We start from the raw sequence: 20,020 nt of genomic DNA, 5'->3' as shown, positions 1-20,020 counted from the left end.
GTCCCCGCCGCGATCGATGCAAAAGCCTGGACCATATCCAACCTCGATGATCATTTGACGGAAGATTGGGATGCAAATGGGGGCCTAGCGTGGCGATGACGGCCAAAGTGCCCGCATCTTGGCACTACTGAGATGGATTACGCGTTGTCATGATCGGTGTGATAACGCCATTCACATGATAGTTGTGGCATGTCAGGCAGTCTTGGCGCACGCCGCTGCTGGCATGGCAGCCCTGGCAGACATCCTTCTTCACCGTGCTGAAGTTCGACGCGAAATTCTGCGGATTTCCCTGCTCGTAGCTCTTCAGATATGACCGATCTTTTGCGAGGTCGTGGCATGTCAGGCAGCCGCGCTTGCCTACGATGCCGAAATGCGGTTCGTGAGTAAAACGCGTAAAACGTCCGCTCTTGGAGCTTGCCGAAAGCGGAGAAAAATTGACGACGCGCCCACCATTGCGGCCGTCATCGATGCTGTGGCACTTCGTGCATGATCCCGGTGCGTCCTTATTGGTCAGGACGTTGAAAACAGCCGTAGCGGGCGTCGTGCCATCTTTCCGCGTCTTCGGACCAGTCAGGAACAGCCAAGAGTAGATGAACTTGTCTTTGTGCCCGGTGGGTCGATAGAAAATCGCGTAATCCTGCCGATACCAGCCGCCATATTCGGCCCAGCTTTCAGCATCGATATCGCTTGCAATGCTGATGATCGGGGGCACGCTCGCCTCTGTACTCGCATTTCCCGAGGGCGACGGTGCTGCTTGAGATGCAGCGCCTTTTTTGTCGGCCGATCCATTGTTTCGCGCCTCAAGATCGCGACTCTCCTCTTCTGAGAGAGAGAGAAGGTCGTCGGATTGGCGCGAGGATTTTGCCGCGGGTTGAGCGCGTGCGTTGACCGCGGTTTTGCTCGTCGAAACTTGTGCCAATTGCATTGTGCGTTCGCCATCGCCAGGTGGCCGGAGATCCTTCAAGCCTGCTTGCATCGCAGGCGGTAGAGAGGTGGCATGGGTCTTTTTCCTGTCAGTGGACGTGTTATCGCTATTGTCACCGGCGTCGGAATGAGCCGCATCTGCTGAGTTTCCAGGCGCATTATTCATGATGCATTGACCGAAGACGCGTAGCAGGCACGCTGGAGGATCGCGCTTGACCTTATCAGCTGCCTGTCGCGTTTTTTCTTGCTCGCCGTCGTCAGCAGGAGGCGAACGTTTGTCCGTACTCTTCGCCTCTTCCTTCCCGGCGGAACGCAAAACGCCGGGTGTTGAGTTGGACGCGCTCGGCGCCGGAGCATCTGGCAATGGGCCATCGGCAATCTCTCTTGCCAAATTTGGCAACCATTGCTGCTGCGCGCCAACGACAACGTCCCGCGGGATGTTCGCTGTCAAATCGGCGACGAGCGTCACATTCAGCTTGGCATTGCCGTTACCGATATTAAGATCGCCAAGAACGTCGGACGCTTTTCCGGCGATCAGCGCGTAGAACAGCTTTTTAATATCCCACGCAAGATCGGTCACAGCTTTGATTTGATCGTTGTTAGCCTGTGCAAGGTCCTGCAGATTGAGGCCGTCTACTGTTCTCAACGTCGCGCGACCTTCAGCGTTTCGCCCGACCATCATTTTCATGAAAGGCGTGAGTTCGGCTTCTGAAGCATCCGGCCATTCGCCGATTGCCGCGTTCTTCTTTTTCAGCGTTTCGAGGTCGAGGCCCGGTAGCGTCAGAAATGCAATGCCTTTCGGACCGTTCACGCGGTCCTTACCGGTAATTTGTCCCAGATGACAGCCGCTGCACGTTCGCTCAAAGGGAACGACAGACATGATCCGTCTGTCGTTTTGGCTGTCGTGACACGTAGAGCAGGTGGCCGGAATCCGTCGCGACGGGTCTTTTTTCGCGACGTCCGGAAAGTATTTGTCGAAATGTGCGGTGTGGTCATAGATGATCCGTGTGCGTCGCCGGAACGGGTAGGTATCGAATGCCGGATGACCATCATCGAAGCTGTCGAATTTCACCGAATGACAGGATCGGCATTGCTCATTGGAGATCTTGTCCAGATCGAAATTGATGCCTTGGTGCTCCTGATGGCAGCTAGCGCAGTTAAGGCCGCCGGAAATCATCTTCTGCATCGGCAGGGCAGCGGTTTGCGCGCGCGCAGACAGCGATTGAGGGCTTCCAGTCGCAATATTTACGAGCCGCAGCGTGCTCTTCTTCAGGACCTCAGCTGACGCGCCGTGTGGGTTAAAGGCGCTTTCCGAGATCTTGTGACAGGTCAGGCAAGCCTTGCTGTCCGCGGTCGATCCAAGGGCGACGATGCCATGGACCCAACTCAATTTTCCGTCGCCACTACGGGCATGGCACGAAGAACAATTCTTGATCGCGCCGTGCGCGCTGCTCAATGGCCCCGGCATGAGAAATTGCGTTCCGGGAGACGCGATGAATACGGCGCTAACGCCGATGGATGTTGCGAGCGCCAGAATGCGCGCAAATCGGTCTCGCCCCAAGTTGGGAAGCGGACTCAGCTCCATTGCTCGCCGCGGCCACAGCCGCATCACCAAGCCCCCGACGAATAGGAATAGACGACAAGGATGTGCAACACCGACAGCACGATGAGCGCGTAGGTGATGGGGACATGCACGAATAGCCACGCTCTTGTCAGTGCAAGATGAACGCGCGCAAAGTCGAGACGATCTTTTTCAGCCGTCATCTTGCTGATCGTCGCGAGCTTGTCCTGTCGTGGGCCATCGACGTAGCGCGACAGGCGTTCGATCTCCGCCGTCAGGCGCTGGAGCGGCCTTCGCGAGCCCAAGAGATGCGACGAAAAATTGCGCGGCTCTGCGAAAAAGTGATTGAGATGGTTTGCGTAAAGATCGGTGATCCAAGCGTCATAAGGCGGAGCGGGCAGCGACAACTCCACAGCAATTGGATCTGGTGTCGTAATGAGTTCGCGCACGTCTCGCGCAAGCTCGGCGCGGCGGGCAAGGATGCGCTCGAGGCTAACGTTGTCGTCGATTCCGCACTTGGCGCGTGACGACCACGCGAGGTAAGTGCCGAACACACCACTGAGCGTCACCGTTACGAAGCCGCTCCACAGTGCCCACTCGAACGGGGTATCTGGCATCGAAAAATTGGAATGTGAGAGGAACGCGGCGACAAGCGCGTAGCCGACGAAGATGTGGACGCCCCGCCATCTCTTGAAGAGCTTCGGCGGAAGCTTGTTCGTCTTGATAGCGGCGTGAAAGCTGAACTGCAGGCTCATGCCGGCGGCAAGCAGCCAGCCATCGAGATAGCGCGGATCGCGAAGCGCGCTGGCATATATCCATACCCAGAAGAATAAGCCCGCGGACAGCGCGATCATCAGGACAACGAGGCTCGCGCGGCAGATGACCGTCCACGCCGAGCCAAGCATCCAGATCACGCTGCCGGGAACGCGTTGTGCTACCGTCTTCACGCGAGGCCACCAGATTTGCTCATTCCCACCCCCGTAGGAATCGCGCGCCGGTCGCGGCCGCGCTCCGATAACGTCAATTGATGGCTGAAGCTTTTCTCGCAGTACCTTTGAACTGGCTTGGCTGCGGGATCATGCTGTCGAGGCCGGCCATGGTGCTGCCGTCATACTTGTCGGTGATGCTGACGAGCAGCTGAGATATGCCATCGGCTGCCGCCGAGAGATCCTTCTCGCTGTTCAAGGTCAGTGCGGCCGAATGAGATAATTCCACGATCTTGGCGATTTCCGGCACGTTTGGCACTGCCGTTGCCACCGCTGCGAGTCGTCGTCGCGCTTTATCCGCACGCTGAGCCATTTCGAGGGCGTAAGCCTTTCGCACAGTCGCCTTTCCGACAGCTCGCAACGCGGTTTCAAGTTCGACGCCAAGGCCGATCAGATAAAGCATGCGTTTGCGCTCGGCATCGGCCGGAACATTTTCTTTGCCTCTTGAATACCATGTGTTGTGCAACACCTCGCCCTGCGACCAGGACACCAGCTCAAATAGGCTGCCAGCTCGATGTAACCCTTTGTTTACGAGATCTTCTCGCGGCACGACGTGGCAGCCGTAGCAGTTCTTCGCCAGTTGATAGAGCGCATGACGTCGGATCATGCCTTTTGACTCCGCGAGCTTCCAGCGCGCCTGCGCTTCGCTTTTCGTTTCCGTCTTCGCGGTTTTACCGCTGAAGCTGCTATGGATTTTGATCCAATCCTTGGCTGCGCCATGACAGGACTCGCAGGAGATTCCGGACACGACCGCATCGTTGTTATCCTTGCGTTGAACTGTGTAATGACAATTCACGCATAAGCTTTCCGATTTGATGCGCCGGACGTCCATCCTTTCCGCGATTTTGTTGGCTTCGGGGTTGCGCGGCAGCTCTCGGAACGTCTTGAAATGATGTGTGCCTTTCCAGGCTTCGGCTTCCTGCTTGTGGCATTCGGCGCAGGCATTCGGCCCGACGACCTTCGTCGTATCCAACGCAACAGAGCGACCGATGTCGAGCGTAACGACCAACGGCAGTGCGAGTAACAGACCGAACCGCACAGAATTGAAATCTGTGCTGAGCATCGACCAATTGTTACGCTTTGAAAGACGCAATGAAATATTCCTCGCGCATGTACCCGTAAGCGAGCAGCGATTGCTACCTGAAACCTCCTGGGCGCTCGTAAGCGAGTTGAAGAATGTTTCGATCTCGGGGAGAGGAGAGCCTCTCGATGGTGCGGGTGAGAGGGCTTTGCCCGCCCGCTGTGTCGGGTGCCGGCAGGAATGGGTCGGCGTAGCAGGTCGCGCCAACGTCTGCCGAAACTGCCTTTACCGACTCGACCATGCCCGGTGCACCGCAGGCGTACAAAGCATCGGTGGGCAATAAGCGTGGTAGATAGTCGGTTGGCCGACCCGGTCTGACCGCCGGAATCGATACCTGCAAAGAACTGCAGACTGGTACGACGACGACGTTCGGAAAACGCGCCAGGCGCACAAGAGCGGGGGCCATATAAAGGGAATCCAAGGTGCGGCCGCCGGCAATGACCATCATTCTTCGTGAAGGATCTTCGCGAAGCGCTGCGACGGCGATCGCCCAGATCGGAGCGAAACCCGTGTTGGTTGCCACGAGAACGATCCGGCCACCGCGATTCGGCCGGAAGTGCGCGGATCCAAAGGGACCCGTGAGCCTGACACGGTGTCCGATCTTAATCCGCTTACCGATGGATGCGCTGACGCGACCGTTCTCAACGCGGCGGACGTGAAACCACGTGGCATCGCAGTCGTCCGATTCATTCAGAGCATGCGTGATGCTATAGGAACGGTTCGGATAACCGCTGAACTGTACGTGTGCGTATTGGCCGGGCAGATGCGGAAGGGGACGGTCCGTTGTAATGCCGATTTCCAGGACTTCCGACGACAGCGGCCGCAATGTGCTCAAGACGCCGTTGACGGAACGAATATCAGCGGGCTGCTCGCGCTCGATTACTGCGTCGGCAACGATCCGACACTGACAGGCGTGAATGACGCCGGGCTCCGCTCCTTCGCCACCGTGCACGTCGCCGGATACAAGTCGCACGCAGCATGTTCCGCAATGTCCTGCGCGACAGCTGTAAGGCAGGTCGATGCCGTTGTTCAACGCCACATCGAGCAGAAGCGCACCGCGCGGCGCCAGAAAGCTTTTGCCGTCGATCGTGACTTTGTGACGTTTTGACATAAGTTCATCCCAGTAGGGTTGAGGTTCATGATGTCGATCTATCCCGCTGAGATCAGGCGAAGAATTTCAAGTTCGTCCGCCTGCATTTTATTTCCAGTAATGATCATTCGTGGTCAGACAATGGCCGCGTTGGAAATCGCTCAAAGCGGAAATGGAGGGGGAATTAGAAACGGTAAAATAGAGTAATAGCTGCGGCAATAACAAGAAATGCGACGCGCGAGATGGCGTCCGGTGCGGGCCGTTTTGGACGCTTGCTGTTGAATGCGTGGAGCAGCGTAAAGGCCATAATAAACGGCCGTTTGCGTTGGAATCATAGTCAGCAAGCTGACGAAGCGCGTTATTGCAAGGAAGGGAGTGTCGTCGATAATTGCGAATGCGAGCAATTATCCGAATTGCGAAATCTGGCGCGAGAATAAATTCGCGGCCATATCGCGGCCCATTTCGCGTTTCAATTAATCAGCAGGCCATCCATTCCAGACGGCTGTTCAGCGTCGTTTCGCGGGGCGATGCGAATCGAAATGCTGCCCTGAAATGTACTGAGGACAGGGATAAGGCCATGACGCGATTGTCAATATTTGCACTGCTCTCCGGCATGTTTGCCAGCGCGGTTCTTATGTCTGCGGCGCATCCGCGTAAAGCCGCAGCCGAGGAGAACAGCAGCGCAACACGGCAGACACAAGCTCCGCCTCGCGCGCTTGTGCTTGCCGAAAACACAGGCGAGATCCGAAGGCCGGAGGCCGGCAAAGCCAAGCCTGACGGATTGGATAACAGCAAGCCCGATGCGCACGGTAGCACAAATAGCGACGAAGAGCTTTATCCGACCGCCGCGCAATGCGGCACTTGCCATAAGCAGATTTACGATGAGTGGTCATCGTCGCAGCACGCCTATGCGTCGATCTCACCGATGTTCCACAAATTCGAGCAAAAGTTCCAAACGCTGACGCAGGGGACAGTGGGCACCTTCTGCGTGCGCTGCCATCAGCAGGTCGGCACGCAACTCGGAGAAGCGCGCGAGGCGCCCCTTTGGGCGAGAAGCCAAATCTCACGTGAGGGCGTCACTTGCATCACGTGCCACCGGGTTAAAGAACAGTACGGCAAGGTCAACGGCGAGCGTCGGGTTGAACCGGGTAAGATTTACGAACCCGTCTATGGCAGCGGCGAAAAAAGCGTCATCAAAAACGTCATAGTCAATAAGGAAACCTATTCGGTCAAGACGAGCGCAAAAGGCCGCGGCAACGACATCCATAAAGGCATGATCACGAACGACCAGATCACCAAATCGGAGTTCTGCGTCAGTTGTCATCAGGTCGCCGTGAACCTAGGCATCAAGCTCGAAATCGTGTGGGACCAATATCGCGATAGCCCGGCGCGTAAAGCAGGGATCACTTGCCAGGACTGTCACATGGGCAAAGTTCCCGGCCAGCCGAAGGGCTATGCGACGGCGCCGTCAGCGATCGTCGGCGGCAAGGAGATCAATCCAGGTCGTAAACATGCCAACCACCGCTTCGTCGGACCGGGCTATTCGATCGCTCATCCGGGCATCTTCCCGCACAACGTCAAAGCCCAGGCCTATAGCATTCAGGACTGGCTGCAGTTCGATTGGCGCGCTGGCTGGGGCACGAGCAAATTCGAAGACAAAGTCGCGGACGGAAAGATCAAAGTCGCGTTTCCGAAGCGCTGGAGCAATCCGAACGATCGTGAGGACGCGCGCGAAATTATCGACGAAAATCTGAAGAAGCTCGACGCACGAGATGCTCTTCGTCGTCGGGTGATGGAGAACAGCAGCAAAGTCGATGGCCCATTCATCGAAGGCACGCCAAAGGTCGGCTCGGATCTTGCGTTCTCCTACAGGATCAAGAACACGAACACCGGCCACAACCTGCCGTCGGGATCTCTCGGCGCACAGCCGCAGCTTTGGGTGAATGTCGCGCTTGTCGATCCGGACGGTAACAATGTCTGGGAGTCGGGTTACGTCGATAGCAACGGCGATATGGCCGATCTGCATAGTCTCGACGTTGCGGCCGGCCGCATTGATACCGACCAGATGCTGATGAATTTTCAGACCAAGTTTCTGACGACCAACGTTAAGGGCACGGACCGCGAAATGTATCTTCCGGTCAATTTTGACATTGATCCGTTGCCGCAATTGCGTCCGCCAAGCATCCCGACCACCGTTCTCAATCATCCGCCGCTGGTGCGCATGGAGAACCATTCGTTGACGCCGTTGGGTGTGAGGGAAGCCAAATATGAAGTGCCAGGTAATTTGATCAGCAAGCCTGGTCGATACCGCCTTGCTTTCCGCATGCGAAGCCGCGCCGAGCCGATCTATTTCATGCGCTTTGTCGGTGCCACCAAAGATATGGAGCGGAGCATGAATGAGCGCATCATGAACTTCCACGACTTCGCGGTTGATGTCGACGTAAAGGGCTAACGCCGAGAACCGAGCGTTTCGGATTTGGATCGAGGGAATGGTCCAAAGACGCGGGTCCGAAGCCTCTCTGAATCCTCTTGCCTGCAGTGGAGTGCCGGCCGGAGGCATGAAGTGGGAGCTTCAGTATGACTTCTGCCGTAAAAGGCAACTTGCGATCTTATGCCGGGACGGCAACGGCCATCGCTGCTTTGATCGCGGGCGGCAATCTTATGATCTCAGGTTCGCCTGCAGAGACGATTCTTGCTGAGGAACGCAACGACGCGCGCGAGCGGGACGATGTCGAGGGGGCGCCCGGAAAAGAAACGTCGGAGTGGCAGCCGGAAATAAAGCGCCCCAACGAAACGATCGTTCCGAAGCAATATCTCGGCGCTGACGTCCCGGGCGACGGTAAGGCGAATGCACCCGCGGCATCGAATGCGAAACCGCGCAAGAAAAAGACATCGACCAAGGGAGCCTTCCGTCCCGATCCGCAATACAACAAAAAGTACGATGCCAAAGGGCAGGCGGATATCTATGGCGGCAAAACCGCGGTCGAGCCACCACGCCCGCTTTTGGAAATCGGTCGTGAGCAGTACACGTCGGGGATATACGACGAGAGCAGCACGCTGTTCGGCAAACTGAATCCGCTGCTTCCGGGGCTATCCGTCTATGGCGATTGGCGAACGGCGATCGCGTACAACAAGAACAACGGCAAGGATATCGCGCAAGTCGCAACCCGGTTGAACCTCGACGTCGATTTCAAGATCACTGCGACTGAGCGAATCCATGCGTTCTTTACGCCGTTTCAGGATGGGAATGCGAAATTCACCCGCTTCGAGTTCGGCGGCGGCGATGGCGATCAGAAGTTTAACGATGAAATCGATTTTGATCCGCAGACATTGTTTTTTGAGGGCGATGTTGGGTCAATTTATTCGGGCGTGACAGGGAAATATGCTGGCTTCGATTTGCCGTTCACGGTCGGGCTCTTTCCGTTGTTCCTGCAGAACGGCATCTGGGCGAACGATGCAATCCTCGGCGGCGCCGTGACGATCCCTGCGCAGAACTCGCCCACCCTCGGCCTGTCAAACTACGATCTCACCTTCTTCGCGGCCTTCGACAACGTCGATAATGCGAGCCTTATCGATCGAAACGGCAAAGTCGATAACCACGCCGCCAATCTGTTTGGCGTTACAACCTTCATCGATGCGTACGGCGGTTATATCGAAGCCGGATATGGCTTCCTTCAAGGCAACGGAAGTCAGGAGGCCGTCGAGCAACACTTCCTAACCGCGGCCTATAGTCGGCGCTATGCCAACACCATTTCGAACTCGACCCGATTGTTCGCCAACTTTGGAGACGATGGTCGGGGAAGCGGTGATGGCTTTGCCTTCATATCGGAAAACAGTCTGATCTCGCCCTTGCCGAGCACGCTTTTGCCTTACGCGAATTTCTTCGTCGGCGTCGGCAGTCCCGAACCGCTGGTCGATGGCAACAATGCGGGTATATTGAAGAACGTCGGTATCAACTTCGAAACTGACGCGCTGACGGGCTATCCGAAACTCGACGATACCGCATCAAATACGTTCGGCGGCGCACTTGGCGTCGAATATCTCTTCAATCTCGACCAGCAGATCGTTTTTGAAGTGGCAACCGTGCAGCCATTCGAGAACGACGGCATCGGCGTAAAGGATCCACAATACGGCTTCGGTGTTCGCTATCAGATTCCGCTCGACCGAGCGTGGTTGTTCCGCGCCGATGCGACCTATCAGATCCAGGAGGGTGGAGAGGACAACTTCGGATTCCGCACGGAGCTCCGCAGGAAATTCTAGACGCCTCTCCAAAGGAATCTAATAGCGCCCCAAAAGTTGGGGCGCGTGGTGGATGAGATGAAAGGTGATTGGCGGGAGCTATCGCGGCCGAGCGATGGCTTCGATTTCGATATCAACGTCGTCGTCGACCATCGCTTGGTAGTCCACCATGTTGAATGCGCTGCGCTGAATGCGGGTCTTGGCGAGAAATTTGCGCGCACCGACGTCATATTTGAGCGCGGGATCATCGTGCGGTTCAATGGTAACGTTCAGCGTCACCGGCTTTGTGATGCCATTGACGGTCACCTCTCCGGCAACGTCCGCTGAGGTTGCCGACCCAGCATGCACCCCCACGCTTTTGAATGTGATCACTGGCGACGCTGCAGCATTGAAAAAGCTCGCACCCTTCAATTCGCCGTCGATGAGCGCGTCCCCTGTCGTAAGGCTCGCGGCAGCGATTGAAGCCTTTATTTTGCTTTTGCCGGGCTTGCCTTCGTCGTAATCGAGAGTGCCGGAAACCTTGGTAAAGCGACCGCGCTGTTTCGCATAGGCGATCTTGTAGATGAAGCGCACCTCGGTGCGTCGCTGATCGAATACGAAACGCGCTGCTTGCACGCTCGGAGCCGGTAATAGGTTGATCGCGAGCACGGCCCCAAGCACGACGCGAGAAAAAGCGGGTGTGCTGGAGGCCCGCTTATTGAGCATACTTCGTCGGTGGTGGACCACGCTGACTGCCGCACTGAAATTAGTGCAAGCACAGTTGTCTGCCTTAGCGTTTTTCATTGTTCGCGCTCCCCCGTTTGGCGTGCGCGCCCGCGCCACTGGGCTGCGTTAGGGCTGCCACGACCTGCGAAATCTCATCTCGAGCCGCCAAGGCTTTGATCGCGATGATCCACGCTACGGCCAGAGAAATAAGTGGTCCGAGCAACAGAATGAGGAGGTCCGAAAAGACGTCTGCCATTGCGCTTCCCCCAGTTGCGAGTGCGCTCTCTCGCTGCCAATCTCCCTCCGACACGACGCGACGACAGAGTGGCGAAAATGGGTTCGGGAAATGCGCGATTAGTCGAAAACGCAACGCTAGCGCGCGACGTCTGCTCGTCGAAATGCAAAGTTTATGAGGCTGGTAGAGACGCGCCGAGGTGGTTCGATCAGATCTATGGTGAGCAATCAAATTTTATTGCACGGATTTGACTGCTTGGAGAGAGCGAGCAGGCGCGGATAAAAATGATAGGTGTGCATGCCGTCGCGGGCGTCGGTTCTGCGAGCCGGAGCATGCAGGTTCACCTAATGACGGTCTTTCCATTTCGTGTTTTTTAAGAATAAACAGCGTAAATGCAGCCGGCGCTTTCGATCTGCATGGAGTTGGCAATAGCTCCGTCGCAGATTGCGTGACGCACAGTTTATAGCGCACCTTGACCGCAACCAGGATCCCGGCTGAAACTAACGGACGTGGATACTCATCAGCCGCCCTCACAACAAACGAACTTCCGCACTCAGGCAGCGATGCTGGGGGTGTGCGCCGCCATTCTCTCGTGCGCGGCGCTATATGTGGCCGAGACGATCTTCGCGCCGCTCGCTTTCGCGCTCTTCATCATCGCCATCACCTGGCCGTTGCAGCGGTTCCTGCAAGCCAGGATGGCCCGGCTCGTCGCCGTAGCGATAACAACCGCTGCGATCATCATCGTGATCGTCGCTTTTGCCATGTTGCTTGCCTGGGCCGCGGGGCGCGTGGGGCAATTTATCGTGAACGACGCAGCCCGCCTGCAGGCTCTCTATGGCTCGTTGACATCCTGGCTGGAAGGTCATGGCGTCGAGTTGGCCGGGCTATGGGCGAGCTATTTCCGTGGCGATCAATTGTTGCGCCTGGCCCAGGAAGTCACAACACGCCTCAATACTGCGCTCAGCTTCCTGATTGTCGTCTTCATTTATGTGCTGCTCGGATTACTCGAAGTTGACGACGCATGCGCAAGACTTCACGCGTGGCGCCAAGGAAGCCTTGGAACGGTTCTACTGACCGGAGGAGCGAACGCCGCCACCAAGCTTCGTCGCTATATGCTCGTCCGCACGCAGATGAGTGCCATCACTGGCCTTTTGGTTTGGGTGTTCGCGTGGCTTGCGGGGCTGCCGCTGGCGCTCGAATGGGGTGTGATCGCATTCGCTCTGAACTTCATACCTTTCATCGGCCCATTTATCGCGACCATGTTTCCGACCGTGTTTGCCGTCGCGCAATTTGCATCGTGGCCCGCGGCCGTCGCGATTTTCGCGTGTCTCAACGTCATCCAGTTTGTGGTCGGAAGTTATCTGGAACCGCGGTTCGTCGGGAACGCATTGTCGATATCGCCTTTCATCGTCCTATTTTCAGTCTTCTTCTGGACGTTCCTCTGGGGGCTTCCTGGAGCCTTCATTGGCGTACCGATCGTCATAGTGCTTCTTTCGCTGTGTGAGGTTCATTCGTCGACGCATTGGATTGCGGATCTTTTCGGCGCATCGCCGCTGCGGGAGCCTCGGACGCAGGATTGAGGGCGCCCGAAAGAACAACGCGCTCCGGCGTGAAGAGGGTGAAACGCCCATCCGGGCACACGCCGAGCGTATGGATATAAAAATAAGTATCCTTATCGTCGGTCACATCCATCACTGGAGACGGAGCAGAGACAATCGTCAGCTCGCCACAGCGCCCGATCCAATCGATATGACGATGACCGTGCATGACGATGATCTTCTTCCCATGTCGTTGCATCCGGCGAACGAACCAGCTGCCATTGATCAGAGCCGTGCCAATCCGCTCCGAAAGCGCCTTCGAGGCTTTGGGATATTCGACGACGTGATGATGAAGCGCAACGATCCAGTAGGCATTGGGAAATTGCGCGAAGACCTTGTCGGCGGCATGTATTTGCTCGGTGGTCACAAGGCCGAGCGCATTCGTGAACGAGAAATGGGTTTCGGCATTCGAATCCATCAGGATGACGCCGAGCCCGTCCGGTGTCTGTGGCGGTAGAATCATCGGAAAGCTTTGTGCCCAAACATTTGCGAGGTGCCACGACAGGCGCATGGCGCCGCTATCGGAGAATTCTGCAATTTGCTCTGCCAAAGGCTCAAGCGACTTTTGCAAGCTCGCGCCGGACTGATCGCTCTCATTATCGAAAATGCGGACACGCTTGCCTTGCACCGCGGTTATGGCGGCAAGCGCCCGAACTTCGCGCAATCGCATCTTGGGACTGAGAGGCAAATCGAGTCGCGCAGGATTTGCTCTGTCGACGACATTGAGATCATGATTTCCCGGAAGTATCACGGTGAGTTCTGACAGCCGCGGATAGTACGTCATGGCATCAAGAAATTCCGCCCATTCGGTCGAGCGTCCGGCGTCTGTGATATCGCCGGTGATCACGATCAAATCGAGTGGTGTCCGTGCGTGAATGGCGTCGAGCTTCGCCAAAAGCTGCATAAGGCGATTATTGCCGCGTGGCCCGGAGCGCCCTCCTTCTATGCGAAAGCCATATCTCTCGCCGACGGTATGAATGTCGGAAAGGTGCACGACGCGCCAAAGCTTTTTTGCTGAAGCTGAAGCTGAGGCAGGGCCCGGAGAAAAATCCTGCGGTTGCGCCATGAGGGTATCAGCCAGACCCCAAGTCAATGCCGCAGCCGCGAGATATGCCATGACGATGGCGACGCTGTTGCAAAGCGCGATGCCTATCAGTCTCGTTGGCGATGAAAGATCGCTGACGGAGCCCGTCCACCTCGTGTGCGGCCACACGAGCGTAAAGACCCAGATCGCAAATGCGCAAATCAGGACGCCTGCTACAGCAGCGCTCATCGCGCGCACGCGGCCGCGGCGTTGCTGGTCAGTGCCGACGGTCATGAAGCGCTCGGCGAATTGACGGACCGCTTCCCGCACAACGGCGTAAGCCGGCTGAACCGCGAGTGCGTTCAGCGACCAGAAATTCGTCTCAACGAATCGCCATAATGGCTTGCCGCCAAACCATCCGATCGCAAGCAGGGCGAGCAACGCGATCGGCGCGAAGAGACCGGTATAAAGCGCGGCCGTCTTCGACGAGACTGTTCCGATCCATATCGAGACGAGAACCGGCGCTACTCCGAGCATGATCGCAGGAACGACGACCAACGCGATCCAGGCCGCAAGTAACTTTGGCAAACTGATTTCCGAGAGAAGCGTTCCGGCAAGGGATAACAATGTTCGTCGTTTCGTGCTCGATCCGTCGTCTTCGGCGTCGCCGTTCCGCGGGTCGATGATCGACTGCATGGTCGCTTCTTTCTGACAAGGTGGCAAAGCCACGAGACTTGCAACACTTAAGGCAAGCAGGCCGAAGTGTCAGCTCCGGCGTCCGTGCTATCCTCCCTCTCTCAGAGATAGGGATCGACTGATTGTGGTCGCTACAGAATAAACGATAAAAAGGCGCCCCAGAAGAAGGCTCCATGCGAGCCTTCGCCCCGGGGTGCCAAATGCCGCCGTCCGCGCAGCGTTCGTCAACCGAGTGCGGCGCTGTTCTCCTGGCGCACCCTGCTTCCGAAGAAGATCCACCAAATGCCATGAGACAGGAGATCGATGCCGACCAGAAGTCCCAGGACCCATAGGCCGCTGAATGGCCATTTGGCGAGAATGACGAGGCCCGCCACGATGCCAATGATCCCGGAAATCAGCAGGAGTGGGCCGAACAAAGCCCAGTACTGAAACGACTGGACGATCCGAACGCATCCCGAGGCAATCAGAGATAGCGCGAAGACTAAGGTCAGGATAACCGAAGCGCGTGCAGGATCCGTGATTAGCATTATTCCGCAAACGCCGTAGAGAAAGCCGACAAGCAATCTCAGCATGAAGCCGCGCCAATGCTGTGTCGAAAACGCTTGAAATATTTCCGATATGCCCGCCACCAGCAGCAATACGCCAATGAGCATCGTACTGATTACCGTCGCAGCGACGACATCTCCGAGGACGAAGATGCCAGCGAAGACGAAAATGGCTCCGACCAGAATAGCGCCCCACCAACTGGGGTCCGAGGCCTCTGTAGGTCTTGCAGAAACAGGACTGGCGGTCATGACGAACCTCTCAATCTATCGAACAAGGAACGGGAAATGCTGATCCATGAGTAGCGCCAAAAATGCGCACCGACCGTTGGATCATAAGCAGCACATGAAATGTTTAATGGCGCCATCGCCCAGCATATGACGCGCGCTTGCCGACATTTAATCGTCTGCAATAGATGGCGTCGCTACGAAAGACAGAAGAATTTACCGGCGAAGCGGCCGCGAGGAGAGACTGCATGATACGGACTCCTTGGTTTGCTTGTTAGCTGCCAAGTGTCCCCCGTCTCCCAATATTATAGAGACCGCGCCGAGGAACTGTCTTCTCTTTTGTTTCTCAATTGATTGTCTTGATGAATTCCTGATCGCATGCCGCCAATTCTTCGGCCGGGAAAGCAAAGCACCTAATGCCGGTGATTGGACCCGGGGGGCTGCCGCGTCATCGTTAAATTCCGGGTCGTAATGAGACGCGCCTCGACCGCATCCGTTCGACTGAACGTTGACCTCCATCAAGGCCGAAGAGAGCGTGAGCAACCAAAACTCCGATGAGCTCAACGGAGACGACAGATGGCTGCAGCTTTAAGACACTTCATCGACACGCAGGACTTTTCGCGCGAGGAGTTGCTGCGGATCATGGACCTTGTCCGCCTTCTTAAGGAAGCTGACAAGGCAGGCGCATGCCCGCGGCTCCTTCAAGGTGCGTCGCTGGGCATGATCTTCGAAGAGCCTTCGACACGCACGCGTGTTTCGTTCGAAGTCGCGATGACCAAGCTTGGTGGTCACGCTCTCTATTTGAGACCGGGAGAGATTCATCTCGGCAAGCGCGAGAGCATTCGCGATACGGCAGAGGTGATCAGTCGTATGGTCGACGTGATTGAAGCGCGAACGCTCAAGCACAAGACGGTTCTCGATCTCGTGGCAAATTCGACTGTGCCGGTCATGAATGGCTTGACGGATTACAACCATCCGACCCAGGTCGTATGTGACGTCTTCACGATGATGGAGCACAAGCTTCCGGATAAGTCGCTGACCGACGTCCATGTGACGTTCGTCGGTGATGCGACCAACGTTTGCTCCTCGCTGATGATGATTTGCACGCAGATGGGCATGCATTTCACGCACGCTGCACCTGTGCGTTATCAGGCCCCGAAGGCCTGGCAGGATATCGCCCGCGCCAATATCGCGAAGTCCGGCGGCACCCTTACTGTTACAGATGACGTTAATGCAGCGGTTAAAGACGCCGACTTCATCTATACGGATCTCTGGTGGTGGATCGGACAGGAAGCTGAAATTCCTGATCGCGAACGGGCTTTCATGCCGAAGTATCAGGTCAACGAGAGCCTGCTCGCGCGTGCGCCCGCGCACGCCAAGTTCATGCACTGTTTGCCGGCATCACGTGGTGTCGAGGTGACAGATGCCGTCATGGATGGACCTCAGTCGATTATCTACGACCAATCTGAAAATCGGCTCCATACCGAGAAGGCCCTGCTGGCCTACTTCGTCTATCCGCGCCTGAAGATCGCGGATCCAAGCGCTATCGCGCGGTATCGGAGCGCGGTCGATGACTTCCACATGCGTGCAACCGAACTCGTCAGCTAAAAACATAAGAGGATAATCCAATGGCGGTCTCAGCCCCGGGTGCAGTGCGGCCTCCGCGCTTCCAAAAAGTTCTCCACGGCTTGGATATGACCTTGTTTACCGTCTGTGCGGTACTCGTCATTGATCAGCTGACGGCAGCCGCCTCGATCGGCGTGCAATCGATCTTCTGGTGGATATTCACGCTCGTCCTGTTCTTCATTCCGTATGGTCTGATCACTGCTGAGCTTGGCAGCACCTACACGGAGGAGGGCGGCATCTATGCCTGGGTTCGCCGCGCCTTCGGACCCGTCTGGGCTGGACGTACCGCTTGGCTCTGGTGGGTCAACGTCGCCTTCTGGATGCCGTCGGTGTACATCCTCTTTGCAGGCATTCTGGCAGAATTGATTGCGCCGGATATGAGCCTGTGGACGAAGATTGTCATCACGCTGGGGCTGACGTGGCTCACCGTCGGCATCAATATCATCACCTTGGAGGTCGGGAAATGGGTGCCGAATATCGGCGCCATTTTCAAAGTGATTATCATGCTCGCGCTCGGCCTCGGCGGCATTGCCTACGCAATGCATAACGGTCCCGCGAACGAGTTCAGCCTCGCGACGCTCACGCCGCACTGGGGCGATAGTCTCGCGTTCCTTCCGGTCATTATCTATAATTTCCTCGGCTTCGAGCTGATGTCCGGAGCGGCTGAGGAGATGGAAAATCCTGGGCGGGACGTGCCGTGGGCAATCGTACGCTCGGGGTCGATCATCGCGTTCTTCTACATTCTGGCAACCGTCGGCATTCTGCTCGCGCTCCCGCTTTCCGACATTGGCCTCATTAAGGGCCTGCCGGATACGTTTCAAAAGATCTTCGGCGCAGGCATCTCCGGCAATGTTCCGGTCATCGCCCTATGCGTGATGACGCTCTATACATTGATCGCCAACATGACGACGTGGTCGATCGGAGCAAACCGATCGGCCGCCGAGGCGGCCAACCGTGGCGATCTGCCGTCGATCTTCGCCAAGCTTCACCCCGTTTATAAGACACCCGCCAACTCGGCTATCCTGTGCGGTGTCATCGCCAGCGTCGTGCTGTTGATTTACGGGTGGCTCGCAAAAAGCTCCGAAGATCTTTTTTGGACGACCTTCGCGTTCTCGTCAGTCGTCTTCCTGCTTCCGTACTTCCTGCTGTTCCTCTCGTTCCTGAAACTACGTAGGGATGATCCAGATATTCGACGTCCTTATCGCGTTCCCGGCGGCTATCCGGTTGCTGTGCTGCTGAGCAGCATCTGCATGCTCTTCATTCTGCAGGCTATCGTCTTCTTCATCTACAAGCCCGGCGCGGTTGATATGACCTACATAGGCGCTGTGCTCGGAGGCGTCGTGCTTACGGTCATCGTCGGCGAATTCCTCGTCCATGGCAAACGTCCCGAACCAGCGAAACCGACGAAGGAGATCGCCCATGTCTAAGGTCCTCGCAACGACACCCAAGCAGGACGGCTTTCGGATGCCGGCGGAATGGGAGCCCCACATCGGTTGCTGGATGCTCTGGCCTGAGCGATCGGATAACTGGCGAAGTGGTGCAAAGCCTGCACAGCATGCTTTCGCGGCTGTCGCCGCCGCGATCGCCCAGGGTGAGCCGGTAACTGTCTGTGCATCTCCCGCTCAATATCTTATCGCCCGAGAGATGCTCGACCCGTCCGTACGTCTCGTCGAAATGACGAGTAACGACAGTTGGATCCGTGATTGCGGGCCGACATTCGTCGTAAATGATGCGGGCGCGGTGAGGGGCATCGATTGGAAATTCAATGCTTGGGGTGGGCTTGCCGGAGGGCTCTACTTCCCTTGGGATCAAGACGACCTCGTCGGTGAGAAAGTCATAGAGCTCGAAAGGGATGATCGATACGCGCCGGACTTCATTCTCGAAGGCGGTTCAATCGATGTCGATGGGCAAGGCACGCTCCTGACCACAGAAGAGTGCTTGCTCAATCCGAACCGCAATCCCGATAAAAGCCGTGCCGAGATCGAGAAGTATCTCTGTGACTATCTCAATCTCGAGAAGATCATCTGGTTGGAGAAAGGCGTCTATCTCGACGAGACGAGCGGCCACACTGATAATTTCTGCCGCTTCGTTGCGCCCGGAGAAGTTGTGCTGACGTGGACGGAAGATCGCTCCGATCCGCAATATGCAATTTCGGCCGGAGCCTTGGAACGGCTCGAAAAGGCGACCGACGCTCGCGGGAGGCGGCTGAACATTCACAAGCTCGTCGCGCCGAAACCAGTCTTGATCACGGCTGAAGAAGCCGCCGGAGTCGATAAGGTTGCTGGAACGCTGCCGCGCGAAGCAGGCAATCGACTCGCAGCATCATACGTCAATTTCTACATCGCCAACGACGTAATCGTGATGCCGCGCTTCAACGATCCAGCTGACGGTCCGGCGCAGGACGCGCTGGCGAAACTCTTTCCGACCCGGCGGATCGTAAGCGTGCCTGGGCGTGAGATCCTTCTTGGTGGCGGCAACATTCATTGCATCACCCAGCAGGAGCCGCTCGGCCGACGTCTGCTCCGTATGGCGGGAGCCGCATAACAGATGCGGATTGTCGTTGCTCTTGGCGGGAACGCGTTGCTGAAACGCGGCGAGCCTCTGTCTGCAGAAAATCAGCGGCGCAATATGCGCGCCGCTGCCGATGCATTGGCCCTGGCATGTAAGGGACATGAAATCGTCATCGTGCACGGAAACGGTCCTCAAGTGGGCTTGCTCGCTCTTGAAGCCAATGCCTACAAGGCGCTCCCGCCTTATCCGCTCGATGTGCTCGGGGCCGAGTCGCAGGGGATGATCGGTTACGTCGTCGCTCAGGAACTGCGAAATGCGAGCCCGGAACGTCCCACCGCGGCGCTCATTACACAGACTATCGTCGATGGCAGCGATCCAGCATTTCAACGGCCGACGAAACCGATTGGTCCCGTCTACACTTCAGAAGAAGTTGCGTCGCTTCGGGAGCAGCACTCTTGGACGTACGCGCAAGATGGGAAGTCATTCCGTAGGGTTGTGCCTTCTCCCCAGCCGGTGGAAATCGTTGAACTACCGATTATTGATAGTCTCGTTCGCAGCGGCGTTCTTGTCATCTGCGCTGGCGGCGGCGGCATACCCGTCCGTCGCAATCCAGACGGCAGGATCAGTGGCGTCGAAGCCGTCATCGACAAGGATCTAGCCGCAGCACTCCTTGCGGAGAAGCTTGGAGCCGATCAGCTGGTCATCCTCACTGATGTGGATGCTGTTTATCTTGACTGGGGAACGCCGCAACAAAAGGCCATCGGAAAAATCAAATCGCTTGATTTGCGCCGCCATGGCTTTGCGGACGGCTCAATGGGACCGAAGGTAAGCGCAGCGTGCAACTTCGCCGAACGGACCGGTCGCGCCGCCGTTATCGGATCTTTGTCCGCTGTGCAGTCTGTATTGAGTGGAGAGGGTGGCACGATCGTGCTCCCCTGACGGCCTCATCGTTGAGGTAATTTCACCAGATCCGT

The 20,020-nt window shown here is 56.8% G+C and carries 15 protein-coding genes; 7 read left to right on the top strand and 8 right to left on the bottom strand.

All coding sequences use genetic code 11. The annotated features are described in order from the left end of the window. Positions 1 to 124: 124 nt before the first annotated feature. The 4 genes from HYP802_RS0117575 to HYP802_RS0117560 form a co-directional block, all read right to left on the bottom strand. Positions 125 to 2,314, bottom strand: coding sequence for a hypothetical protein (locus HYP802_RS0117575; protein ID WP_155831263.1), 2,190 nt, complete (start codon positions 2,312 to 2,314; stop codon positions 125 to 127). Between the two features lie 218 nt (positions 2,315 to 2,532). Next, the gene (locus HYP802_RS0117570; protein WP_013948708.1) at positions 2,533 to 3,432 is read right to left on the bottom strand and encodes a hypothetical protein; all 900 of its coding nucleotides are present in this window, start codon (positions 3,430 to 3,432) and stop codon (positions 2,533 to 2,535) included. A 73-nt stretch (positions 3,433 to 3,505) separates the two neighbouring features. Continuing rightward, the gene (locus tag HYP802_RS0117565) at positions 3,506 to 4,534 is read right to left on the bottom strand and encodes a cytochrome c family protein (RefSeq protein WP_155831262.1); all 1,029 of its coding nucleotides are present in this window, start codon (positions 4,532 to 4,534) and stop codon (positions 3,506 to 3,508) included. Positions 4,535 to 4,607: 73 nt separating this feature from the next. Continuing rightward, complete coding sequence (locus HYP802_RS0117560) at positions 4,608 to 5,663, bottom strand: 2Fe-2S iron-sulfur cluster-binding protein (RefSeq protein WP_013948706.1); 1,056 nt, start codon at positions 5,661 to 5,663, stop codon at positions 4,608 to 4,610. A gap of 556 nt (positions 5,664 to 6,219) precedes the next feature. Between HYP802_RS0117560 and HYP802_RS0117550 the strand changes: the two genes are divergently transcribed. Beyond that, positions 6,220 to 8,094, top strand: coding sequence for a multiheme c-type cytochrome (locus tag HYP802_RS0117550; protein ID WP_013948704.1), 1,875 nt, complete (start codon positions 6,220 to 6,222; stop codon positions 8,092 to 8,094). 125 nt (positions 8,095 to 8,219) lie between these two features. Next, on the top strand, positions 8,220 to 9,902 hold the full coding sequence (locus HYP802_RS22510; RefSeq protein WP_013948703.1) for a hypothetical protein: 1,683 nt from the start codon (positions 8,220 to 8,222) through the stop codon (positions 9,900 to 9,902). A gap of 78 nt (positions 9,903 to 9,980) precedes the next feature. Here HYP802_RS22510 and HYP802_RS0117540 read toward each other — a convergent pair whose 3' ends face one another. Further along, positions 9,981 to 10,586, bottom strand: a complete 606-nt coding sequence (locus HYP802_RS0117540; RefSeq protein WP_157135442.1) for a YceI family protein — start codon at positions 10,584 to 10,586, stop codon at positions 9,981 to 9,983. Between the two features lie 64 nt (positions 10,587 to 10,650). Next, positions 10,651 to 10,842, bottom strand: a complete 192-nt coding sequence (locus tag HYP802_RS0117535) for a hypothetical protein (protein ID WP_013948701.1) — start codon at positions 10,840 to 10,842, stop codon at positions 10,651 to 10,653. Between the two features lie 488 nt (positions 10,843 to 11,330). Here HYP802_RS0117535 and HYP802_RS23320 point away from each other — a divergent pair, with 488 nt between their 5' ends. Further along, positions 11,331 to 12,401, top strand: coding sequence for an AI-2E family transporter (locus tag HYP802_RS23320; RefSeq protein ID WP_348623642.1), 1,071 nt, complete (start codon positions 11,331 to 11,333; stop codon positions 12,399 to 12,401). Here HYP802_RS23320 and HYP802_RS0117515 read toward each other — a convergent pair. Further along, positions 12,301 to 14,139 (bottom strand): metallophosphoesterase, encoded by a 1,839-nt coding sequence (locus HYP802_RS0117515; RefSeq protein ID WP_013948699.1) that lies wholly within the window; start codon positions 14,137 to 14,139, stop codon positions 12,301 to 12,303. The two genes, HYP802_RS23320 and HYP802_RS0117515, sit on opposite strands and share 101 nt — an antisense overlap. 224 nt (positions 14,140 to 14,363) lie before the next feature. Then, positions 14,364 to 14,933 carry an HdeD family acid-resistance protein gene (locus tag HYP802_RS0117510; protein ID WP_013948698.1) on the bottom strand — a complete coding sequence of 190 codons (570 nt, stop codon included), beginning with the start codon at positions 14,931 to 14,933 and terminating at the stop codon, positions 14,364 to 14,366. 552 nt (positions 14,934 to 15,485) lie between these two features. Here HYP802_RS0117510 and ptcA point away from each other — a divergent pair. The 4 genes from ptcA to arcC are packed head-to-tail and all read left to right on the top strand — an operon-like array spanning position 15,486 to position 19,985. Further along, positions 15,486 to 16,517 carry a putrescine carbamoyltransferase gene (gene ptcA, locus HYP802_RS0117505; protein WP_013948697.1) on the top strand — a complete coding sequence of 344 codons (1,032 nt, stop codon included), beginning with the start codon at positions 15,486 to 15,488 and terminating at the stop codon, positions 16,515 to 16,517. 20 nt (positions 16,518 to 16,537) lie between these two features. Then, positions 16,538 to 17,962 carry an APC family permease gene (locus tag HYP802_RS0117500; protein ID WP_013948696.1) on the top strand — a complete coding sequence of 475 codons (1,425 nt, stop codon included), beginning with the start codon at positions 16,538 to 16,540 and terminating at the stop codon, positions 17,960 to 17,962. Beyond that, on the top strand, positions 17,955 to 19,079 hold the full coding sequence (aguA, locus tag HYP802_RS0117495; protein WP_024276243.1) for an agmatine deiminase: 1,125 nt from the start codon (positions 17,955 to 17,957) through the stop codon (positions 19,077 to 19,079). The genes HYP802_RS0117500 and aguA overlap by 8 nt, the downstream gene beginning before the upstream one ends. Before the next feature lie 3 nt (positions 19,080 to 19,082). After that, positions 19,083 to 19,985, top strand: coding sequence for a carbamate kinase (gene arcC / locus HYP802_RS0117490; RefSeq protein ID WP_024276242.1), 903 nt, complete (start codon positions 19,083 to 19,085; stop codon positions 19,983 to 19,985). The last annotated feature ends 35 nt before the right edge of the window (positions 19,986 to 20,020 follow it).

The organism is Hyphomicrobium sp. 802, from assembly GCF_000526135.1.
Classification (GTDB): Bacteria; Pseudomonadota; Alphaproteobacteria; order Rhizobiales; family Hyphomicrobiaceae; genus Hyphomicrobium_B.
Note: the sequence above shows the minus strand (reverse complement) of the source record. Positions and strands in the feature narration are given on the sequence as shown.